The sequence below is a fragment of the Bacteroidota bacterium genome (assembly GCA_013696965.1).
Classification (GTDB): Bacteria; Bacteroidota; Bacteroidia; order JACCXN01; family JACCXN01; genus JACCXN01.
This window is the reverse complement of the sequence record JACCXN010000041.1, coordinates 13,690-31,249: the sequence shown is the minus strand read 5'-3', so window position 1 is coordinate 31,249 and position 17,560 is coordinate 13,690. Positions and strand designations below refer to the sequence as shown.

General features: G+C 33.6%; 14 protein-coding genes and 1 pseudogene. 9 read left to right on the top strand and 6 right to left on the bottom strand.

All coding sequences use genetic code 11. The features are described from left to right. Nucleotides 1–9: 9 nt before the first annotated feature. Both H0V01_06615 and H0V01_06610 read left to right on the top strand, forming a co-directional pair. Nucleotides 10–2,721 carry a DNA gyrase/topoisomerase IV subunit A gene (locus H0V01_06615; GenBank protein MBA2583043.1) on the top strand — a complete coding sequence of 904 codons (2,712 nt, stop codon included), beginning with the start codon at nt 10–12 and terminating at the stop codon, nt 2,719–2,721. 72 nt (nt 2,722–2,793) lie between these two features. Continuing rightward, nucleotides 2,794–5,166 (top strand): choice-of-anchor B family protein, encoded by a 2,373-nt coding sequence (locus H0V01_06610; GenBank protein ID MBA2583042.1) that lies wholly within the window; start codon nt 2,794–2,796, stop codon nt 5,164–5,166. A 321-nt stretch (nt 5,167–5,487) separates the two neighbouring features. Here the strand turns inward: H0V01_06610 and H0V01_06605 are convergent. Together H0V01_06605 and H0V01_06600 are read right to left on the bottom strand one after the other, a co-directional pair. Next, a pseudogene (locus H0V01_06605) lies at nt 5,488–5,598 on the bottom strand (30S ribosomal protein THX). Nucleotides 5,599–5,702: 104 nt separating this feature from the next. Continuing rightward, a complete protein-coding gene (locus H0V01_06600) occupies nt 5,703–6,758 on the bottom strand; it encodes an agmatinase family protein (GenBank protein ID MBA2583041.1) in 1,056 nt (351 codons plus the stop codon). A gap of 233 nt (nt 6,759–6,991) precedes the next feature. Here H0V01_06600 and H0V01_06595 point away from each other — a divergent pair, with 233 nt between their 5' ends. The 6 genes from H0V01_06595 to H0V01_06570 all read left to right on the top strand — a co-directional run bounded on the left by H0V01_06595 (nt 6,992) and on the right by H0V01_06570 (nt 11,317). Beyond that, nucleotides 6,992–7,567: a hypothetical protein gene (locus H0V01_06595; protein ID MBA2583040.1), complete on the top strand. Its 576-nt coding sequence runs from the start codon at nt 6,992–6,994 to the stop codon at nt 7,565–7,567. Nucleotides 7,568–7,684: 117 nt separating this feature from the next. Further along, nucleotides 7,685–7,972: a hypothetical protein gene (locus H0V01_06590; GenBank protein MBA2583039.1), complete on the top strand. Its 288-nt coding sequence runs from the start codon at nt 7,685–7,687 to the stop codon at nt 7,970–7,972. Nucleotides 7,973–8,025: 53 nt separating this feature from the next. After that, on the top strand, nt 8,026–8,385 hold the full coding sequence (locus tag H0V01_06585; GenBank protein MBA2583038.1) for a CoA-binding protein: 360 nt from the start codon (nt 8,026–8,028) through the stop codon (nt 8,383–8,385). Nucleotides 8,386–8,780: 395 nt separating this feature from the next. After that, nucleotides 8,781–9,728: an alpha/beta hydrolase gene (locus H0V01_06580; protein ID MBA2583037.1), complete on the top strand. Its 948-nt coding sequence runs from the start codon at nt 8,781–8,783 to the stop codon at nt 9,726–9,728. Nucleotides 9,729–10,019: 291 nt separating this feature from the next. Continuing rightward, nucleotides 10,020–10,337, top strand: a complete 318-nt coding sequence (locus H0V01_06575) for a hypothetical protein (protein ID MBA2583036.1) — start codon at nt 10,020–10,022, stop codon at nt 10,335–10,337. 113 nt (nt 10,338–10,450) lie between these two features. Beyond that, nucleotides 10,451–11,317 (top strand): alpha/beta hydrolase, encoded by an 867-nt coding sequence (locus tag H0V01_06570; GenBank protein ID MBA2583035.1) that lies wholly within the window; start codon nt 10,451–10,453, stop codon nt 11,315–11,317. Nucleotides 11,318–11,580: 263 nt separating this feature from the next. On the opposite strand, the gene H0V01_06565 is transcribed toward H0V01_06570, so the two are convergent. Continuing rightward, a complete protein-coding gene (locus tag H0V01_06565; protein ID MBA2583034.1) occupies nt 11,581–11,934 on the bottom strand; it encodes a four-helix bundle copper-binding protein in 354 nt (117 codons plus the stop codon). Nucleotides 11,935–12,492: 558 nt separating this feature from the next. Between H0V01_06565 and H0V01_06560 the strand changes: the two genes are divergently transcribed. Further along, nucleotides 12,493–13,272: a hypothetical protein gene (locus H0V01_06560; GenBank protein MBA2583033.1), complete on the top strand. Its 780-nt coding sequence runs from the start codon at nt 12,493–12,495 to the stop codon at nt 13,270–13,272. A gap of 76 nt (nt 13,273–13,348) precedes the next feature. On the opposite strand, the gene H0V01_06555 is transcribed toward H0V01_06560, so the two are convergent. The 3 genes from H0V01_06555 to H0V01_06545 form a co-directional block, all read right to left on the bottom strand. Beyond that, entirely contained in the window at nt 13,349–15,421 is a 2,073-nt protein-coding gene (locus H0V01_06555) for a PAS domain-containing protein (GenBank protein MBA2583032.1), read from the bottom strand. A 340-nt stretch (nt 15,422–15,761) separates the two neighbouring features. After that, nucleotides 15,762–17,018 carry a type II toxin-antitoxin system HipA family toxin gene (locus tag H0V01_06550; GenBank protein MBA2583031.1) on the bottom strand — a complete coding sequence of 419 codons (1,257 nt, stop codon included), beginning with the start codon at nt 17,016–17,018 and terminating at the stop codon, nt 15,762–15,764. A gap of 3 nt (nt 17,019–17,021) precedes the next feature. Next, the gene (locus H0V01_06545) at nt 17,022–17,318 is read right to left on the bottom strand and encodes a helix-turn-helix transcriptional regulator (GenBank protein ID MBA2583030.1); all 297 of its coding nucleotides are present in this window, start codon (nt 17,316–17,318) and stop codon (nt 17,022–17,024) included. Nucleotides 17,319–17,560: the final 242 nt, after the last annotated feature.

The window sequence follows — 17,560 nt, the reverse complement described above, 5'->3', positions numbered from 1 at the left end:
ATTTGAGAAATGATAGAAAACGAAGAAAATGAAATAGAGCCTGTGGATAATACACAGGGTGAGGAAGACAAAGATATGCACAATGTAGTGCATGTAGCGGGTATGTATAAAGACTGGTTCCTGGATTATGCCTCTTATGTTATATTGGAACGTGCGGTACCTGCTTTGGAGGATGGACTTAAACCGGTGCATAGAAGAATTTTGCACTCACTGAACGAATTAGAAGATGGGCGCTATAATAAGGTTGCCAATGTAATTGGTAATACCATGAAATTCCATCCTCATGGAGATGCATCTATTGCTGATGCCATGGTTCAAATAGGTCAGAAGGATATTTTGATTGACACTCAGGGAAACTGGGGTAATATATTAACTGGAGATAGTGCTGCTGCTCCAAGGTACATTGAGGCTCGTTTATCTAAATTTGCACTTGAGGTTGTATTTAATCCAAAGACAACTTTATGGCAATCAAGTTATGATGGCAGGAACAAAGAACCGGTTACCCTACCGGTTAAGTTCCCTCTTTTATTGGCACAAGGTGTTGAGGGTATTGCCGTTGGATTGGCATGTAAGATCTTACCTCATAATTTCAATGAACTAATAGATGGATCCATTGATGTTTTAAGGGGAAAGAAAGTATATCTGGTTCCTGATTTCCCAACTGGTGGAATGATGGATGCATCCTCCTATAATGATGGATTAAGGGGAGGAAAGATAAGGGTTAGAGCAAAAATTTCTGCCCTTGATAAAAAAACACTTGTAATTACAGAAATTCCTTTTGGAACAACTACCTCCACACTGATTGATTCTATTTTAACAGCCAACGATAAGGGTAAGATCAAGATAAGGAAAGTTGAAGATAACACTGCAGAATTTGTTGAAATAATCATTCATCTTCAGGCTGGAATTTCCCCTGATAAAACCATAGATGCATTGTATGCATTTACCTCCTGTGAATCCTCAATATCCCCAAATGCTGGTGTTATTTTTGAAGATAAGCCTCGTTTTATTGGCGTTGAAGGAATGCTTAAAGAGGCCACCAGGAGAACGGTGGATTTGCTAAAGCAAGAATTGATGATACGAATGTCCGAACTGGAATCAGGCTGGCATTTTTCATCTCTGGAGAAAATATTCATTGAAAAAAGAATTTACCGTAAAATTGAAGAGTGCGAAACCTGGGAAGCTGTAATTCAAGCTATAGATACAGGATTAAAGCCCTTCAAGAAACTTTTTAAAAGAGAAATTACAAGAGATGATATACTTAGGCTTACAGAAATAAAAATCAAACGTATTTCAAAATTTGATTCCTTTAAGGCTGATGATCATATAAAAGGAATAGAGGATGAAATGCTTGAGGTACAGAAAAACCTTGACACAATTGTGGATTATGCAATTGAATACTATAAAAATCTGAAAAAGAAATATGGTAAAGGTAGGGAGCGGAAAACGGAAATAAAATCTTTTGATACTATTGTAGCTTCACAAGTGGCTGCAGACAATGTAAAACTTTATGTTAACCGTGAAGATGGATTTGCCGGTTTCGGATTAAGACGCGATGAATTTGTGTGCGATTGCTCCGATCTTGATGATGTAATAGTTTTCAGAGCTGATGGTTCTCTTGTGGTAACAAAAATTGCTGATAAGGCTTTTGTGGGAAAAGACATTATCCATATTGACATATTTAAAAAGAACGATACCCGTACAGTCTATAATTTAATTTACCAGGATGGCCCCAAGGGTGCAATTCTAATGAAAAGGTTTGCAGTTACCGGAGTCACCAGAGATAAGGTATACGATTTAACAAAAGGTACTAAAGCATCTTCAGTACTCTATTTTACGGCTAATCCTAACGGTGAAGCTGAGGTTTTAACCGTTCACCTTAAACCAAAACCGAAACTAAAAAAGCTGTTTTTTGATATAGATTTAGGTGAGTTGGCAATTAAAGGAAGGGCTTCTCAAGGAAATACTGTAACCAAATTTCCCATAAAAAAAATAGTGCAAAAACAACAAGGAGTTTCATCACTTGGGGCACGTAAAATTTGGTTTGATGATACAGTTCAACGATTGAATGATGAGGGTAGGGGTACTTATCTTGGCAGTTTTGGGGCAGATGATAAAATTCTTACAATTACTTCTTTGGGAGAATACAAATTAAATTCTTTTGATCTATCCACTCGTTTTGATGATGAAATGGTATTAATAGAGAAGTTTTATGCCCAAAAAGTGTTAACGGCTATATATTTGGAAGGGGAGAAAAAGGAGTTTTACGTAAAAAGATTCAATATAGAATCTTTGGACAAGAAAATACTTTTCATTAGTGAAACTCCGGGATCTAATCTTGAATTAATCACTACCGTTTCAATACCTCAAATTGAAATTCGTTATGCCAAAAGCAAGGATAAAGAACTCAATAATGAACAAATAAACCTGAATGATTTTATTGGAGTAAAAGGAGAAAAGGCAAAGGGCAAAAGACTTACTATCAATAAAGTAAAAGAAATTAATTTAATTGTTTCCGAAGAGCAGGAAACTGAACCTGAAAGCGAATCAGAACCAGAACCAGAAATGGATACCCAACCAAAGGATTCTGACAAACAAAAGCCAGTTAAAGGAGTATCAGGTACTGATATTTCAAAAATAGAATTACCCAGTATGAATAAAAAGAAAAATAATGAAGACAAAAAAGATTCAAGCCAGATTCAATTAGGCTTAGACTTGTAATAATAAAGATATTTCTAGTCTTTTTTTTAAAGTAATTACCTTACTTTTACTTTCTATCTAAAAAAAGGCACTATGAGAAGACTTGTTACATTATTATTTTTTATTGCAGTTGGTTCTATTAGTTATGCTCAATTAAATATGAGCTTCAAATCAAAATACACTTTTCCTGCAGGAGTAGAATTGGCAAATTTATGGGGATATTCAGCAGGAGGCAGAGAATATGCATTGGTTGGCACTTCCGTGGGAATGTCTATTATTGACGTTACTGATCCAGTTAATCCTATTTTAAAGCAAAATATTCCTGGTCCACAATCCATATGGAGAGAAGTAAGAACGCACCAAAATTATGCATATGTTACAACCGAGGGAGGAGGAGGCCTGGTTATAGTAAATTTAAGTAATTTACCAAATACAGTAACCTATAAAACCTGGTCAGGAAACGGAGCAATCCAAGGACAGTTAAGTACTATTCATGCCTTACATATTGATAATGGTTACATCTATCTTTATGGCAGTAATCTTGCTAATGGAGGAGCCATTATTGCTAACCTTAATGATCCATGGAATCCTAATTATGTTGGGCAGTACAATACAAATTACATTCATGATGGAATAGTAAGAAATGATACTTTATGGGGAAGCCACGTTTATGCAGGATATTTTTCAGCCATAAACGTTGCCAATAAATCTAATCCGGTATTGGTAGAGACACAAAACACTCCGAATAATTTCACTCATAATACCTGGTTATCCGATAACAGCAAAACCTTATTTACTACAGATGAAGTGGATAATTCTTTTCTTACCTCATATGATGTTTCAGATGTTTCAAATATTAAAGAATTAGGAAGAGTACAATCAAATCCTGGTTCCAATTCTATGGTTCACAACACTTATGTTTTAAATGATTTTGCAGTAACCTCATGGTACCGTGATGGTGTTGCAGTTGTGGATGGAAACAGGCCTGAAAACATGGTAATAGTTGGAAATTATGATACTTCTCCTTCTTTATCTGGTGGTGGTTTTAATGGTTGTTGGGGCGTTTATCCTTATTTACCCTCAGGAAACATTCTTGCTTCGGATATTGAGTTGGGATTGTATGTTCTGGGAGTAAATTATGTAAGGGCTTGTTACCTGGAAGGAGTTGTTACCGATAGCCTTTGTGGTATTCCATTGTCTAACGTTACAATTCAAATAATTGGTACTTCCGCATCTGCAAAAACTAACTTTTTAGGGAATTACAAAACAGGAATTCCAACTCCTGGTCTTTACAATATCAGTATTTCAAGTCCTGGATACACAAGTAAAACTATAAATGGAGTAAGTCTTTCAGCAGGCCTTGTTACTGAACTGGATTTAAAATTATATAGCTCAACAACAGTGAATTTTAATGGCAATGTATCGAATGTGTTAACTTCTGGGGGTATTAACAACAGTTTTGTCTTTGTTGAAAATTCATCCAACAGTTATAATTTTTTAACAGATGTAAATGGAGATTTTTCAAAATGCAATGTGCTTCCAGGAACTTATGAAGTAACTTCAGGGAAATGGAATTATATTACAACATGCAGTTCACAAGCAATTAGCACAATGAATAACACTATTAATTTTCAGCTAGAAAAAGGTATTTATGATGATTTTACCTTTAATTTTGGTTGGACTGAAAGTGGAGATGCTGGAGCAGGAAAATGGGCAAGGGGCAAACCAGTAGGAACTTTTTTGAACTCAACTCCTTCCAATCCTGGGTCTGATGTTACTACTGATTGTTCAGACAGAGCTTATGTTACCGGAAATGGTGGAGGTGCAGTTGGTTCAGATGATATTGATGATGGTAGAACAGTATTAACTTCTCCGATTTTTGATTTAACAAATTACGTAAATCCAGAATTAAGCTATTATCGGTGGTTTTTTAATGGAGGAGGATCAGGTGGTCCAAATGATTCATTAATAGTAAGGATTCATAATGGACAAACAACAGTTGTTCTGGAGGTTGTTACTTCTGCCTCTGCAAATAATTCCTCATGGATAAAAAAGACCTATAATGTGAAAAGTTTTATTACGCTTACATCAACAATGACCATTTCTTTTGATGCAGTTGATGCAAGTCCTGGTCATATAGTTGAAGCTGGTTTAGATAAATTTGAAGTAACTGGAGATTTAATAACAGATAACAAGAAAATAGCTACTCCTCAGGCTAGTGGACTTACATTGTTTCCTAATCCTTTTACAGATGTTACCTATGCAGTTTATAAATTGCAGGAGGATTTGCAACCAGGAGCAAGATTTGTAGTTTCTGATATAACCGGTAGAATTGTATTTGAAAAAGCGATTGTTTCAAAAGAAGGTACTTCTGCCCTGAATTTCTGTCCTGCAGCTGGTTTTTATTTCGTAAAAATTATAAATGGGAGTGAAAACAATTCTATAATTAAGTTGATTAAGAATTAATTTCTTCAATTAAAATATAGGGTAAAAAAAAGCCGGTTTTTAGAAACCGGCTTTTTTTTATATTAATACATATATTGCAATAGACTATATTCTTTATTTACCTGTCGTTTTTTTAGCTGCTGGTTTTTTAACACTTGCGGCCTTTTTTATTGTTTTGGGTTCAGTATCCTCCTTGGCAGCAACTTTAGCTTTTACTTCTTTTTCAGAAACTTCTGTAACCTTAACAGTTTCTACTTCTACCTCAGTTGCTTTTGGTTTGCTAACCTTAACTTCAGCTGCTTTTGGTTTACTAACTGATTTAGCAGTGGCGGCTTTTTTTATAGATTTAGGAGCAATGGCTTCAGAAGAAATTTTATTTTTCTTCATTCTTTTCTTACCATAAGATCCGATGGTAATTTTGCCTCTTTTCGATTTTTTATCGCCTTTTCCCATAAGTATTTTTTGTTATTTGAAACAAATGTTTTTGTTGTTATTAATTGATTATCGAGCAAATATATAAAATATTCAACCTGTTATTGGGTATTTGCAATTTTATTTCACGATTTCCCCATTGATTTGGCCATCATGTTTGCAATCCTAAACAGCAAGCGTGCGCCAACATTAGCATCCCACTCATCTTCTCCCGGAGTTACTTCATTCAGATCAAAGCCTATTATTTTTCTTTTGGATTCTACAACTTGTTCTATAAGGTAAAGAATTTGCTCAAATTCAAATCCCCCTGCAACAGGAGTACCTGTATTTGGACAAAGTTTTGGGTCTAGGCCGTCAATATCAAAAGTTAAATAAACATTTTGAGGCAACTGCTCAACAATTAAATTGCAAATCGATTTCCATGATTGTCCCTCATATTGCATTTGTTTAATATCCCTGTCAAAAAAGGTATGAATTCTGCCCTTTGAATTCTGAATGATTAGGGCCTCTGATTCGCTGTAGTCCCTTATTCCTACCTGAACTACTTTTTCTATTTCTTTAATATCAAGCGCATTGTAGATTATTGAAGCATGTGAATATTTAAAGCCTTCATAAGCTATTCTTAGGTCAGCATGAGCATCAATCTGCAAAAGGCCAAAACGGGAGTATTTTTCTGCCATGGCTTGCATTAAACCCAAAGGAGTACTATGATCACCACCTAAAAGAACAACCAATTTATTTTTATTCAGGTATTCAAGAGACTTTTGTTTGACCCAATTGTTCATTTCATAGCAAGCATCATTAATTTCCTTGGTAATAATTAATGAAGTTGGATCTTCTTCTGTTAAAGTTCCATCCGTAAGATTTTCAATATAATGCGATGCTTTTATTCTGAGAAAATCACTTTTATCCTTAATTTCTTGTGGAAAATCAATCATGGCAATACCAATTTTCCATGCATTTTTAAGGTAAGGGTCAAAAAGATCAACCTGTGAAGAAGCTTTCATAATTGCTTGAGGACCATTGGATGTACCGGCAGTATAGGAAACAGTAACTTCCCAGGGAACAGGTATTACGATTATTTCAGCTTCCTCAGTTGTAAAAGGCAATCCAAATAATGATTCAATCGTGCTCATTCCACTAGAATCAAATGTGCTAATCTTTTTTTCTTTGGTATCCATTTTTTTTGACAAAAATAAGAGAATAATACTTTATTAAAGTAATTCATTCACTAATCTGGTAAAAAAAGTATTGCAGGGAAATTTTGAAATGATAAAAGAAAAAAAATCTACATAAACATTTTTCATGTTTTATTGAAAATCAGATTAACTATTAAATAATTAAAGGAATTAGGCAAGAGCCTTTTATTTGGCAGTATTATTTATTCATTGAAAGAGAATAATTTAATATTACAATGAGCAAAATTAATCTTTCCTATGTTCTGGCTTTATTGAGTTTTTTCTTCTTTTATGGATGTAACAAAGAGGAATTACTCACAAAAGGGGATGAATTTATAACTTATACAATACCAGCCGGAGAACATAGGGCAACTTCGAATGTTAAAATACTCACTGGAAATGAATTAAGGTTTAAAATTTTATTTGATTCCTCGGCCATGTACACTTTGCAAGATCCTGTAAATCAGTATTCAATAAATAAATTATATGGTTTTTCAGATTGCAATAGTCAACATCATAACAACAGTGCAAGAATAGGATGGAGGTGGTTAAACAACAAACTGGAATTATTTGCCTATTGTTATGTAGAATCAGAGAGATCATCGCAATTGTTAACAACAATTGAAATTGGAAAGGAATATGAATGTGTTTTAGGGGCAAGCGACAATAATTATTTTTTCACAATAAATGGCACAACCTGCATGGTTAAAAGAGGATGCAACAAAACAAAAGTTAAATATTATCTGTATCCTTACTTTGGAGGCACTGAACCTGCTACCCATGATATTACAATTAAAATAAAAAGGCTTTAAGTTAGCTTGTCGTTTAAAGCCAATGAAAACGCAAAAACAAAAACTTTTATAGCATAATAGAATATTGAAGCCAGCACAATTATAATTGCTTTTCTATTAAATTAAATAATAAACCAAATGGAAAAAAAAACATTTAACAAGGAAGAAGCCGAAGTTGAGTTAAACCAATGGAAGGAAAGAATAAAACAACTTCGAATGAATATTGAACAAGCCAGAGACGATATAAAAGTAGATATATTAGGGGATTTAGAAAAACTGGAAAATCAACAGGCTGTTATTAAAAATAAGCTAATTCATTTAAATGAAGGCAAACAAAAATGGGATGATATAGAAGCAAGCATAGGGGATGCCTTATACCAGATCAAGAATACCTATAATAAAGCCAATTCGAAATATAATCTTTAAATTTACAGGCTTTCATATTAAGCCAATGATTATATAATAAGATTTTAAAACCCATGAAAAGAACTGTTATATTAGGAGCAAGTTCTAATCCTGGAAGATACGCTCATATTGCAACACTAAAATTGCATAAGTATGGCCATCCTGTTTTTCCAGTAGGCATTAAAGATGGTATTATAAAAGGAATACCTATATTAACAGGAATGCCTGCTATTGCAAATGTAGATACCATTACCCTATACATTGGATCGCATAATCAACCCTTTTGGTATGAATACATTTTTAGTCTTAATCCCAAACGTATTATTTTTAATCCCGGTACCGAGAATGATTGGTTATACAAGCAAGCTGAAGCCAAAGGAATAGAAGCACTTGAAGCATGCACGCTTATTATGCTTTCTGTTGGAAATTATTAGAATTAATTTTCAAAAAAAGATCATTAAGTACCATGTTGGTTTTAAATTGGTGTTTTAAAAAAACGGATATTTCTTTTAGTGAAAACAAGTGGAATAAAGAAAAAGAGCGGCCAAGAATAGAATCAATTTTTTTACTGGAAAAACTCATTGAAACCGGGTGTTGTTGAAAATTTAATATTATTCTAAATACAAATAGTGATGAATTCATATTCTGGAACTTGAAATCATAATGCATGTTTTTTTGTATATTGAAACAATAATAATTTAAAAACAAATTTCAATTCTGATTTTCCAGGTTGATTAATTACAAGATTTTGAAATTAGAAATAACATTAAAGCATCTTTTATTTATTTTCCCAATATCTAAAAAAAGCCCTCTGAGAGTTTTCAATAAGATGATAGCATTATTCTTAATTATAGTTTTAGTTCAGGCTTGTGTGAGTTCCAAAAAAGCAGAACCTAAGGCTAAAAATTATACAATGTTTAAAACCCGAAAGGCAGAATCAAGTTACTTACGAGCATATAATAATACACTTGCTCTTTGGCCCATAGCTTACGAAGCTGTAAATATTAAAACAAGCTTTGGCACTGCGCATATTATTATTAGTGGTCCAAAGAATGGAGATCCTTTAGTTCTATTGCATGGGATGAATGCAAGCTCCACAATGTGGTATCCAAATATTGATGCATTAGCTGATAAACATAGAGTTTATGCAATAGATTTTATACTTGAGCCCGGAAAATCCATTTCAAATGAAAAAATAAAAGATAAACAGAAAATAATTGAATGGTATAATGAAATATTTAATCACTTAAAACTTGAGCAAATAAGTATTGTTGGTGCATCTCGAGGAGGTTGGCTGGCTTTGCATTTAGCCATGGATACTACAAATAGGATTAAAAATATCGTTTTACTGAGTCCTGCTCAATCCTTTAATTTCATTAAATTAAAAAGAAAAATGCGTTCAAATGTTTACTTTTTTTTATTTCCAAAACGAAAAAGATTAAGAAAATCATTGCAAACTTTTTCATCTAATGCTGATAAAATTAAAGCATTATATATAGATCAATATTATATAGCATCTGAAAAATCAAAAAAAAACCTGTCCTTGCTTCAAATGACACCATTTCCAAATGAAAAACTAAAATCTTTAAAGATGCCAGTGTTACTTTTAATTGGGGATAAGGATATTATTAATGACCAGAAAAGTATAGTGAAAGCCCAAGAATTCATTTCCAATATTGAAACTGATATTATTCAAAATTCCGGTCATTTCCTTAATATGGATCAATCGGAAATTGTAAACAAAAGAATCCTGGACTTTTTAAAGAAAAACAAATAATTTTTATTTGAAAAACAACACTGACTTTTTAAGATTATTAAGGTTATTTATATATTTCTTACCTGGATAAAAAACTGGAATTTTCTTTTGGTTTAGTGAAATTATTTAAACAGTTGAAATTGATAATTGTGAGCAATAATTCTTTTAAATTTCTGAGAAATTATTGCCTTTTTTGCTGAAAATAATCAACAATTAAATTTTTGTGTTTTTAATGTTGCTCAAAACTATTGATGGCTTAATATTTTAGATGTTATAATTAAATAATAATTAATATTTAAAAACAGACTTGAAATGAAAAAGATAGTAATGATAATAGGTATTGCAATTGCCACAATAAGTTTTAGTAATGCTCAACAGGACCAGAATCAAATGAATCAGATTAATCAGATAGAGCTTCCAATGAGCGTTCAGGAAGATTTAACGGTTGGTGAATTCAGTGAATGGAGTATTGTAGAAGCATATGAAATTCCTGAGGCCAGCAGGAAGAATAATGAAGCATATCAGGTTATGGTTCAAAAAGAAGACCAAATGTTGAACTTGTATTATGATAGTGAAGGAAATTTAATAAGACAAGAGAAAAAAGGAAAAGCAAATAAGAACAAAAAATAAAAATCAAGAATTAATGTTTATCAAACAGGCCCAGTATAAAAACTGAGCCTGTTGTTTTTTGCTCAAATTCTTTTTTGATAAAGAATAAAGTAAAATGAAAAGAAAAAGCAGGGATGAAAACAATTGAGATAAATAACACTATTATCCATTATAAAGAGACAGGGGAAGGCATACCTGTAATTTTTGTACACGGAAGCATGAGTGATTTTCGTACCTGGAAGAGTCAAATTACACTGTTTGCAAAAAAGTTTCATGCAATTGCATACAGTAGAGTTTATCATTTTCCAAATGCTTTTAACGAACCTGTTTGTGATTATACCATTTCAAGGCATTCAAATGATTTGATTCAATTTATAAAAGCACTTCATTTAAGTGGCCCGGTAAACCTTGTAGGCTCCTCCTATGGGGCCTTTACTTGCCTTGATGCAGCAATGAAAGATCCCCAAATTATAAAGACACTTATTCTTGGTGAACCCCCTGTTTTATCTTTGCTTTTTACGAGTACAGATAATCCATTTCACATTTTTTTATCCTTTTTCAGATACTTTTTAACCAACTTGAGTTTTTGGAAATTCAGAATAAAAACCTTAAAAAAAACGCAAGAACAATTTCTTTCAGGAAATTTGGAAGAGGCTGTGCGTATATTTACAAATGGAGTAATTGAGGATAGGGCATTTGAAAGATTACCTGCTCCAGCCAAAGCAAGCATAATGGAAAATGCAAATGCTTTAAAAGCAGAATTTCAAGGACCAGGTTTTCCCGAATTCTCAAAGCAACAGGCAAAACAATTACAAATCCCCACACTTCTAGTCTATGGTAAAAACAGTCCAAGGTTTTTCCATTCCATATCAAATAAGTTGTTTAACCTATTGCCAAATTGCGAAAGGGTTTTTATTCCTAATGCTGCGCACAGCACACATGGAGATAATCCTAAGGTTTACAATCAAAAGGTTTTAGAATTTCTCTTAAAGCATAATTAGAATAAAAACGCTTTAAAATCGGTTTATTGATTTTTGTTAGAAATTTGTTGAGTTTTTTTACCCCCACAAATAAAAACAATTTCACCACTTTCAAAAGATAATTTTATTGCATTTGTCTATAGTGCCTTGGTTATGGTGAAACAGAATGAATATGGGAGCAGCTTTCCGTAAATATAATACTCGGTTTAAAATATGAAATTAAGAAAAACAATAAAATTTTACATAAAAGCATAGAAACAGAAAACTACTCCCGAATTTTTGTATTAGGCCATAGCTCTTGCCATTTCCCGACATTCTTTAGCACAGGTGAAACAAACTTCAGCACATTTTTTGCAATGTTCCATTTCAAATTTGTCACATTCTTTTCCACAAGTATCACAAATATCAGCACACAGCTTACATAATTGCAATACAAACTTTTCTTCTCCAAAGTTATTCTCACTTGACATAAAAGTGACAGCGGTTTTGCAGATTTCGGCACAATACCTATTTAACTGAATACACTTTGCCATCATTTTAACACTTTCTTCATTTAAACAAGCAGTAGCACAATGATTACATTCTGATGCACATTCATTACATGCATCAATACAGGATTGATAATTTTCGAAGCTCATAATTTTATATTTTTATTAAGTGAAACAAGAAATGAATTTAAGAAAAAACAGGCATAAAAAAAATGGGCAAAAATGACCATTATTTCAGAAATTTAATTTCTCTTTTTCATCTTTTAAATCCCTAAAAATTCCATAACAAATACAGAGGTTTGATTCATATAATTTTGTTGAAATGGAATAATTTTTATTGAGATAAAATAAAAGAAATGAGGATGAAAAATTCAGTGGATCTGCTACAATTATTCTTATTAATTATTATTATACACTCTTGCAATCAATCAAAATTAACAACTGAACCAAGAAGAGAAGTATCCTACTTAAGAGGCCCATACAATTTTGAATTCTTTTGGAGGCATAACGATTCTTATATATTGAACCTTTTCCAATGGAAAAAGAGCCTTTGACCTTAAAATAACAGGATTATGAAATAGCCGTGCACATTCAGGAATGAATATAACATGGCTATCCCGATAAATCGGGATGACATTTAAAAATCAAATGCTTTAGCATTCTTGAGTTCCTTAAAGGAAAAATTAAAAACGAATAAATTATATACATATGTATAAAATTTCAGTCACATTTGTTCTCATTTTTCTTTTTCTGGATTTAAATCAATCCTCTGGCCAATCAGGACAGTTAAATTTGGAAGAAGGTTTTGCAGCAGAGGTGGAAGATGCATATGCAACTGGGTATGGAAACAGGGAAATGCAAACTTTGTTTCGATATGATTTTACTGCTAAAGCAGAGGATTTAGTATTACTAAGCCCAGTTTTAGAATATGGACTTTTTCCAAATACAGAAGTTTCTGTTTCTGTTCCTATAAGGATGGGAAGTGGGGACAGGATAGGAAGTGGCAACATTAAATTGGAAGGATTCTATAATTTTAATTCCGAAGGAATATTAATGCCTGCATTTGCAGCGGTTTTTATTGGAGAAATTCCAACAGGATTTAATTCCTCTGGTTTTGATTACGGTTTAAAATTTATAATTACAAAAACAATTTCAAATAAATTAGATAGATTACATATAAATTTCAGGTATTTTATTAATTCTGATCCTGAAGTAGAACCGGCAAACGGGGTAGGGCCACAAAAGGAGCGTTCAGCAATGATACGAGCGGTAATAGGGTACAGCGGAAGATTTGGCCCAACAACAGTTCTTGTAGCAGATTATGTGTATGACCAGCAAAGGTTATTAGAAAAAGAAAGTCATATTATTGAAGCAGGATTACGAAGACAATTTACTCCGGCAATGGTAATTTCTTTAGGGCTAGGTGTTGGTGTTGGCCCTAATTCTCCACAATTCAGGGGAATTTTAGGAATTCAGCATGTTTTTTGAAAAATATTTTCCCATACTCTATGGCATTTTAGGCCTGATTCATTATTTTTTTGCTCTTGAATATTATTTCTGCAAATTATTTTGCTTCAGGAATGGTAAAGGAGATTGTTGTTCCTTTTCCCCTTTTGCTCTCTACCTTAATGATGCCGTTATGCTTTTCTATAAAATCTTTAACAATCCTTAATCCTAAACCGGTTCCTTTTTCTCCTTTAGTTCCCTTTTTACTTTCAAAAATGTCATCATCAGAAAATAAATGTTCCTGTCTTTCCTTACTAATGCCCATACCATTATCTCTAACAATAATTTGAACCATATTGTTTAGTGTATTTGAACAAATATCTATTTCACCACCTTTAAATGAATATTTAATTGCATTGGTTAATAAATTTTGCATAATAGATTTTAACATTATTTTATCTGCCTCAACAAAAACACTTTTTTTTATTTTGTTATGTAATTTAATATTCTTTTGCTCTGCAAGTTGAAATAAAAGTTTTATATCCTCCCTTACTTGGTCATATAATGAAAGTCTTTCGGGAAAAAACAAGTTTTGGTAGTCTTCTTTTTTTACAATTTTTATAAGTTCATCAAATTGGGTAAGTGATTCATTTGATGCGTTATAAATTATTTTTAACATCCGCTGTTTATCTGCTTTTTCCAAATCATCATAATGCTCAATAAGTAAACTGGAGGCACTTATTATACTTGAAATCGGATTTCTCAAATCATGGGAAATTACTGAAATAAACCGGTTTTTATGCTCATTTACTATTTCCAGTTGTTCATTACGTAGCTTAAGTTCATTCTCTGCTTTTTCACGGTTATTACTTTCTATTGCAATAGCAACAATATCAGCCACAGATGAAGCAAAGGTTTGCTCCTCCAAAGTCCATTCCCTCTTAGGCCCAATATGGTCATGACAAACAACTCCCAATAATCTGCCCTGCGATCGAATTGGTACATCAAGCAAAGTTGAAATGCCTGAGGGTTTCAAATATAACTCGTTGAGTTCTATAGTGACAGGATCGTCATCTTCATCTGTAATTACTACTGCCCTGTTTTTTTCAAGGGCTTTAAAGTAATTGGGTGCATCCCTTTTTAATAATACAATATCAAAACAGTATTTTTTGGTGTTTTTCATAAACAGGCAGTAACAAATTAGTGCAGTTCTGTCTTCATTAAATAACCAAATTCCTACACGTGCTGAATCAATTTTGTTTGAGATTGTTTTAGTGATGTTTTCATACGTTTTTATTAAAGATATATATTTAGTTTGGGTCAATTTCAATAATGCTGATTGAAATTCAATTGTTTGTAATTTTTTCTTTAGTTCAATTTCTTCTGCAACCTGTTTTTCGGTAATATCTTCAGCCGTACCTTCTATTAAAATTTGATTGTGATCATTCACGGTTACCCCTCCCCTCCACAACAAATATTTTACTTTATTATTCGACAATAAAATGCGGTGTTGAAAAACAAAGTTCTTTTTTTTCTCTTTTGCTTCGAATATTGTATTCTTTACAAAATCCAGGTCCTTTGGATGAATACAATTCAAATAGGAATCTAAAGAAATTTCTGTTCCGGGCTTCAGTTCAAAAATTCTGTATAATTGATCTGTCCAGGTAATACTGTTCTCTTCAATGTTCCATTCCCAGCTGCCAATGTTGGCAATGTGCTGGGCTTCCGCTAATTTACGTTCGCTTTCTTTTATTTTTTCAAACAATTCATTTTCTTCTTTAGGCTCTTTTGCTTTTTTCTCAGAAGACATTTCAACAATAGCTCCGGAAAATCCTTTGAACTTTTTGTTTTTATCCACTTGTGTATTCGCTATACCACTTACCCAGATTATTAAACCATCATAACTTAAAAGACGAAATTCAGATTTAAACTGACTTTTTTTATTTGCTGAAACAGCTAATTCTTTGGATACTCTTTCCTTATCTGGTTCAAAAATTATATCAGTAAAATTAAAGCTCAAAACTTTATCTTCGGAAAGTCCAGATATTTCCTGAAACCATTTATTTATAAATAGAAATTTTCCTTTTATATCAACCTCAAATAAACCAACCGGAGCTTCATTTATAAATTGCAAGGAATGTTCATTATCCTGCTGTTGATTCTGTTTTTTCTCCTTTAAAACCTGTTTCATATTTTATTGTTTGAACCTAACTAAAAATAGAAAAAAAAATGATATAAAATAGAAAATGAGCATTTAAGCCTGAAGCAGAGCTCCTATTTTGCAACTCACTTTATGGTGTCATTATCACCATTTTTATTGCGAATTTCTATTAAGACCTTTTGAATCTTTCGATCCGCTGCAAGTGTAACTAAAAGTTACAGGATAAGTTCCACACTAAGCCCTCCACTCTGGCTTGCCCGACAGCTTAGCGTACGGGGGTAAGGGGCCATGCACAAAACATACACAAATAGCAATGAATATAACCTGGCTATCCCGATAAATCGGGATGACCTTTAATTTGAAATTTGTTTCAATATCGAAATGCCGGTTCCATTATAATTTGCTCGGATCTGGAAATACCAATTTCATGTGCCTGTGTTTTCCAATACCCTGTAACTGTTTTGACCTCTCCTATGATTTTATCCATTTGTTTACCGGTCAACTGAAAATATTCCCCCACGCTCTTTGCAAGATCAAAATCAAGGGCATTGTTATTTGCATCAATATTCATAGCTAAACCGTTTTTGTCAATCGAAGGATTAATATCGTAAGCCGGAGATAAGTGCCAACCTCCTTTATTTAGAATAAAACCGTGATTTCGCAAATGATCATCCGTATTTGAAATGGCAATATTAAAAACCATCCGCCTCCATAGCTGATGCATGTCTGCTTCATTCTCTGATCCAGAGAATTTAATAAATTCAGCCAGATCCAGGTAGCTTGGGGCATTATCCCTTATTGTATCTTCGCTGTTCCCGGTCATGGTCATAGCGGAGGCAAAATGTATGCGTTGGCCATTTACCCTGTCAAATCTCCGTGTAAAGAAGGTATGATAGTTTCCAGCTATTTTCTGAACTTTGGATTCAGCCATATTAATCCCGGCTTTAATAGCCAGCTTGTATGCCAGGTACTCCCATAACCCTTTATCAATGGTATCATTTTTAGATGGGAATTTAGCAATCCAGGGGTGTAGCTCCTTATCCAATATATTTGCTTTTGGTCTTGCCCCACCCAGTGAAGAACCCGGGGCCATTAAAATAGCCAGCCATTTTTTTGCCTCATCAGCATTGTCATCATCACCAGATTCTACTATATCCGCTCCGTGTTGCAATTCACCGATGGAAGACCAGGGAGGAGTTGGAAACTCCTTGTTATCATCTAAAAATGGGCCGTTTTTCTCCAGTTTAAAACGGAAAGCCCCCATTCTGTTTTGGTCATATACACCCAATAAAAAGTCGACATCATATAAAGCAGAAGCGGATTTACCTTCTTCCCTGGCTTTGTTGGCAGCCCGCCTTTTCATTAATGTTCGTCCCCAGGTATCCGGCATGGAATCTAAAAAAACATCAAAATTTTCTTTCCCATTCGGAAATTGAGGCCCTGAATACCACCCAATATCAGGATCCAACAAAAACTGTTCTTTGGACTGAATCCATTGCGGATCATACTCAAAACTAAATGACTTCCTGCCTTTACCCTGGTGTGCGGAAAGAGTGCCAATAATTTTTGGCCCCGGCATGCCTGCCCAGTCTGCGTAAACTAATATGTCCGTCTTGTTCCTTGTCATGCCTTACTCTTTATTTAATAAATTTAAATCCTGCAACTTCCTGCCCAATTCATCGTCTGCGGCAAGTTTGAGAAAATCGTTCTGTAGCCCTAATACCCTCAGCACATTAAACACTGCCCCAATGGATACACTTGAAGCGCCTTTTTCCATCAGGTACAGGGTATTTCTGGCAATTCCGGCACGTTCGGCAACTTGGATGGCCGTTAACCTGCGTCTCTTTCTTGCCAGTTTGATATTTTCACCCAATTGCTCCAATATTTTTTGATGCCGGGGAAATAATATTTGTTTCTTACTTTTCATTTCTAATGCTTAACTGTATATGATTTTGTACTATATTAACGACAAATATACTTAAAATGATTTAAATATAGTACGTTTTTATACTAGCAATGAAAATAATTGCCACTTTTGTCCTCAATAACAAGGCCCCGTACGCGCTAAGCTGGAGGGTCAGCCTGTGGGAAGGGCTTAGAGTGGAGCCTATCCTGTAACTTTTAGTTACCCCGTACGCGCTAAGCTGGAGGGTCAGCCTGTGGGAAGGG

What these genes read in the sequence shown, in the direction of transcription:
- H0V01_06615 (MBA2583043.1), top strand. Translation starts at nt 10, where the DNA reads ATGATAGAAAACGAAGAAAATGAAATAGAGCCTGTGGATAATACACAG.
- H0V01_06610 (MBA2583042.1), top strand. Translation starts at nt 2,794, where the DNA reads ATGAGAAGACTTGTTACATTATTATTTTTTATTGCAGTTGGTTCTATT.
- H0V01_06600 (MBA2583041.1), bottom strand. Translation starts at nt 6,758, where the DNA reads ATGGATACCAAAGAAAAAAAGATTAGCACATTTGATTCTAGTGGAATG.
- H0V01_06595 (MBA2583040.1), top strand. Translation starts at nt 6,992, where the DNA reads ATGAGCAAAATTAATCTTTCCTATGTTCTGGCTTTATTGAGTTTTTTC.
- H0V01_06590 (MBA2583039.1), top strand. Translation starts at nt 7,685, where the DNA reads ATGGAAAAAAAAACATTTAACAAGGAAGAAGCCGAAGTTGAGTTAAAC.
- H0V01_06585 (MBA2583038.1), top strand. Translation starts at nt 8,026, where the DNA reads ATGAAAAGAACTGTTATATTAGGAGCAAGTTCTAATCCTGGAAGATAC.
- H0V01_06580 (MBA2583037.1), top strand. Translation starts at nt 8,781, where the DNA reads ATGATAGCATTATTCTTAATTATAGTTTTAGTTCAGGCTTGTGTGAGT.
- H0V01_06575 (MBA2583036.1), top strand. Translation starts at nt 10,020, where the DNA reads ATGAAAAAGATAGTAATGATAATAGGTATTGCAATTGCCACAATAAGT.
- H0V01_06570 (MBA2583035.1), top strand. Translation starts at nt 10,451, where the DNA reads ATGAAAACAATTGAGATAAATAACACTATTATCCATTATAAAGAGACA.
- H0V01_06565 (MBA2583034.1), bottom strand. Translation starts at nt 11,934, where the DNA reads ATGAGCTTCGAAAATTATCAATCCTGTATTGATGCATGTAATGAATGT.
- H0V01_06560 (MBA2583033.1), top strand. Translation starts at nt 12,493, where the DNA reads ATGTATAAAATTTCAGTCACATTTGTTCTCATTTTTCTTTTTCTGGAT.
- H0V01_06555 (MBA2583032.1), bottom strand. Translation starts at nt 15,421, where the DNA reads ATGAAACAGGTTTTAAAGGAGAAAAAACAGAATCAACAGCAGGATAAT.
- H0V01_06550 (MBA2583031.1), bottom strand. Translation starts at nt 17,018, where the DNA reads ATGACAAGGAACAAGACGGACATATTAGTTTACGCAGACTGGGCAGGC.
- H0V01_06545 (MBA2583030.1), bottom strand. Translation starts at nt 17,318, where the DNA reads ATGAAAAGTAAGAAACAAATATTATTTCCCCGGCATCAAAAAATATTG.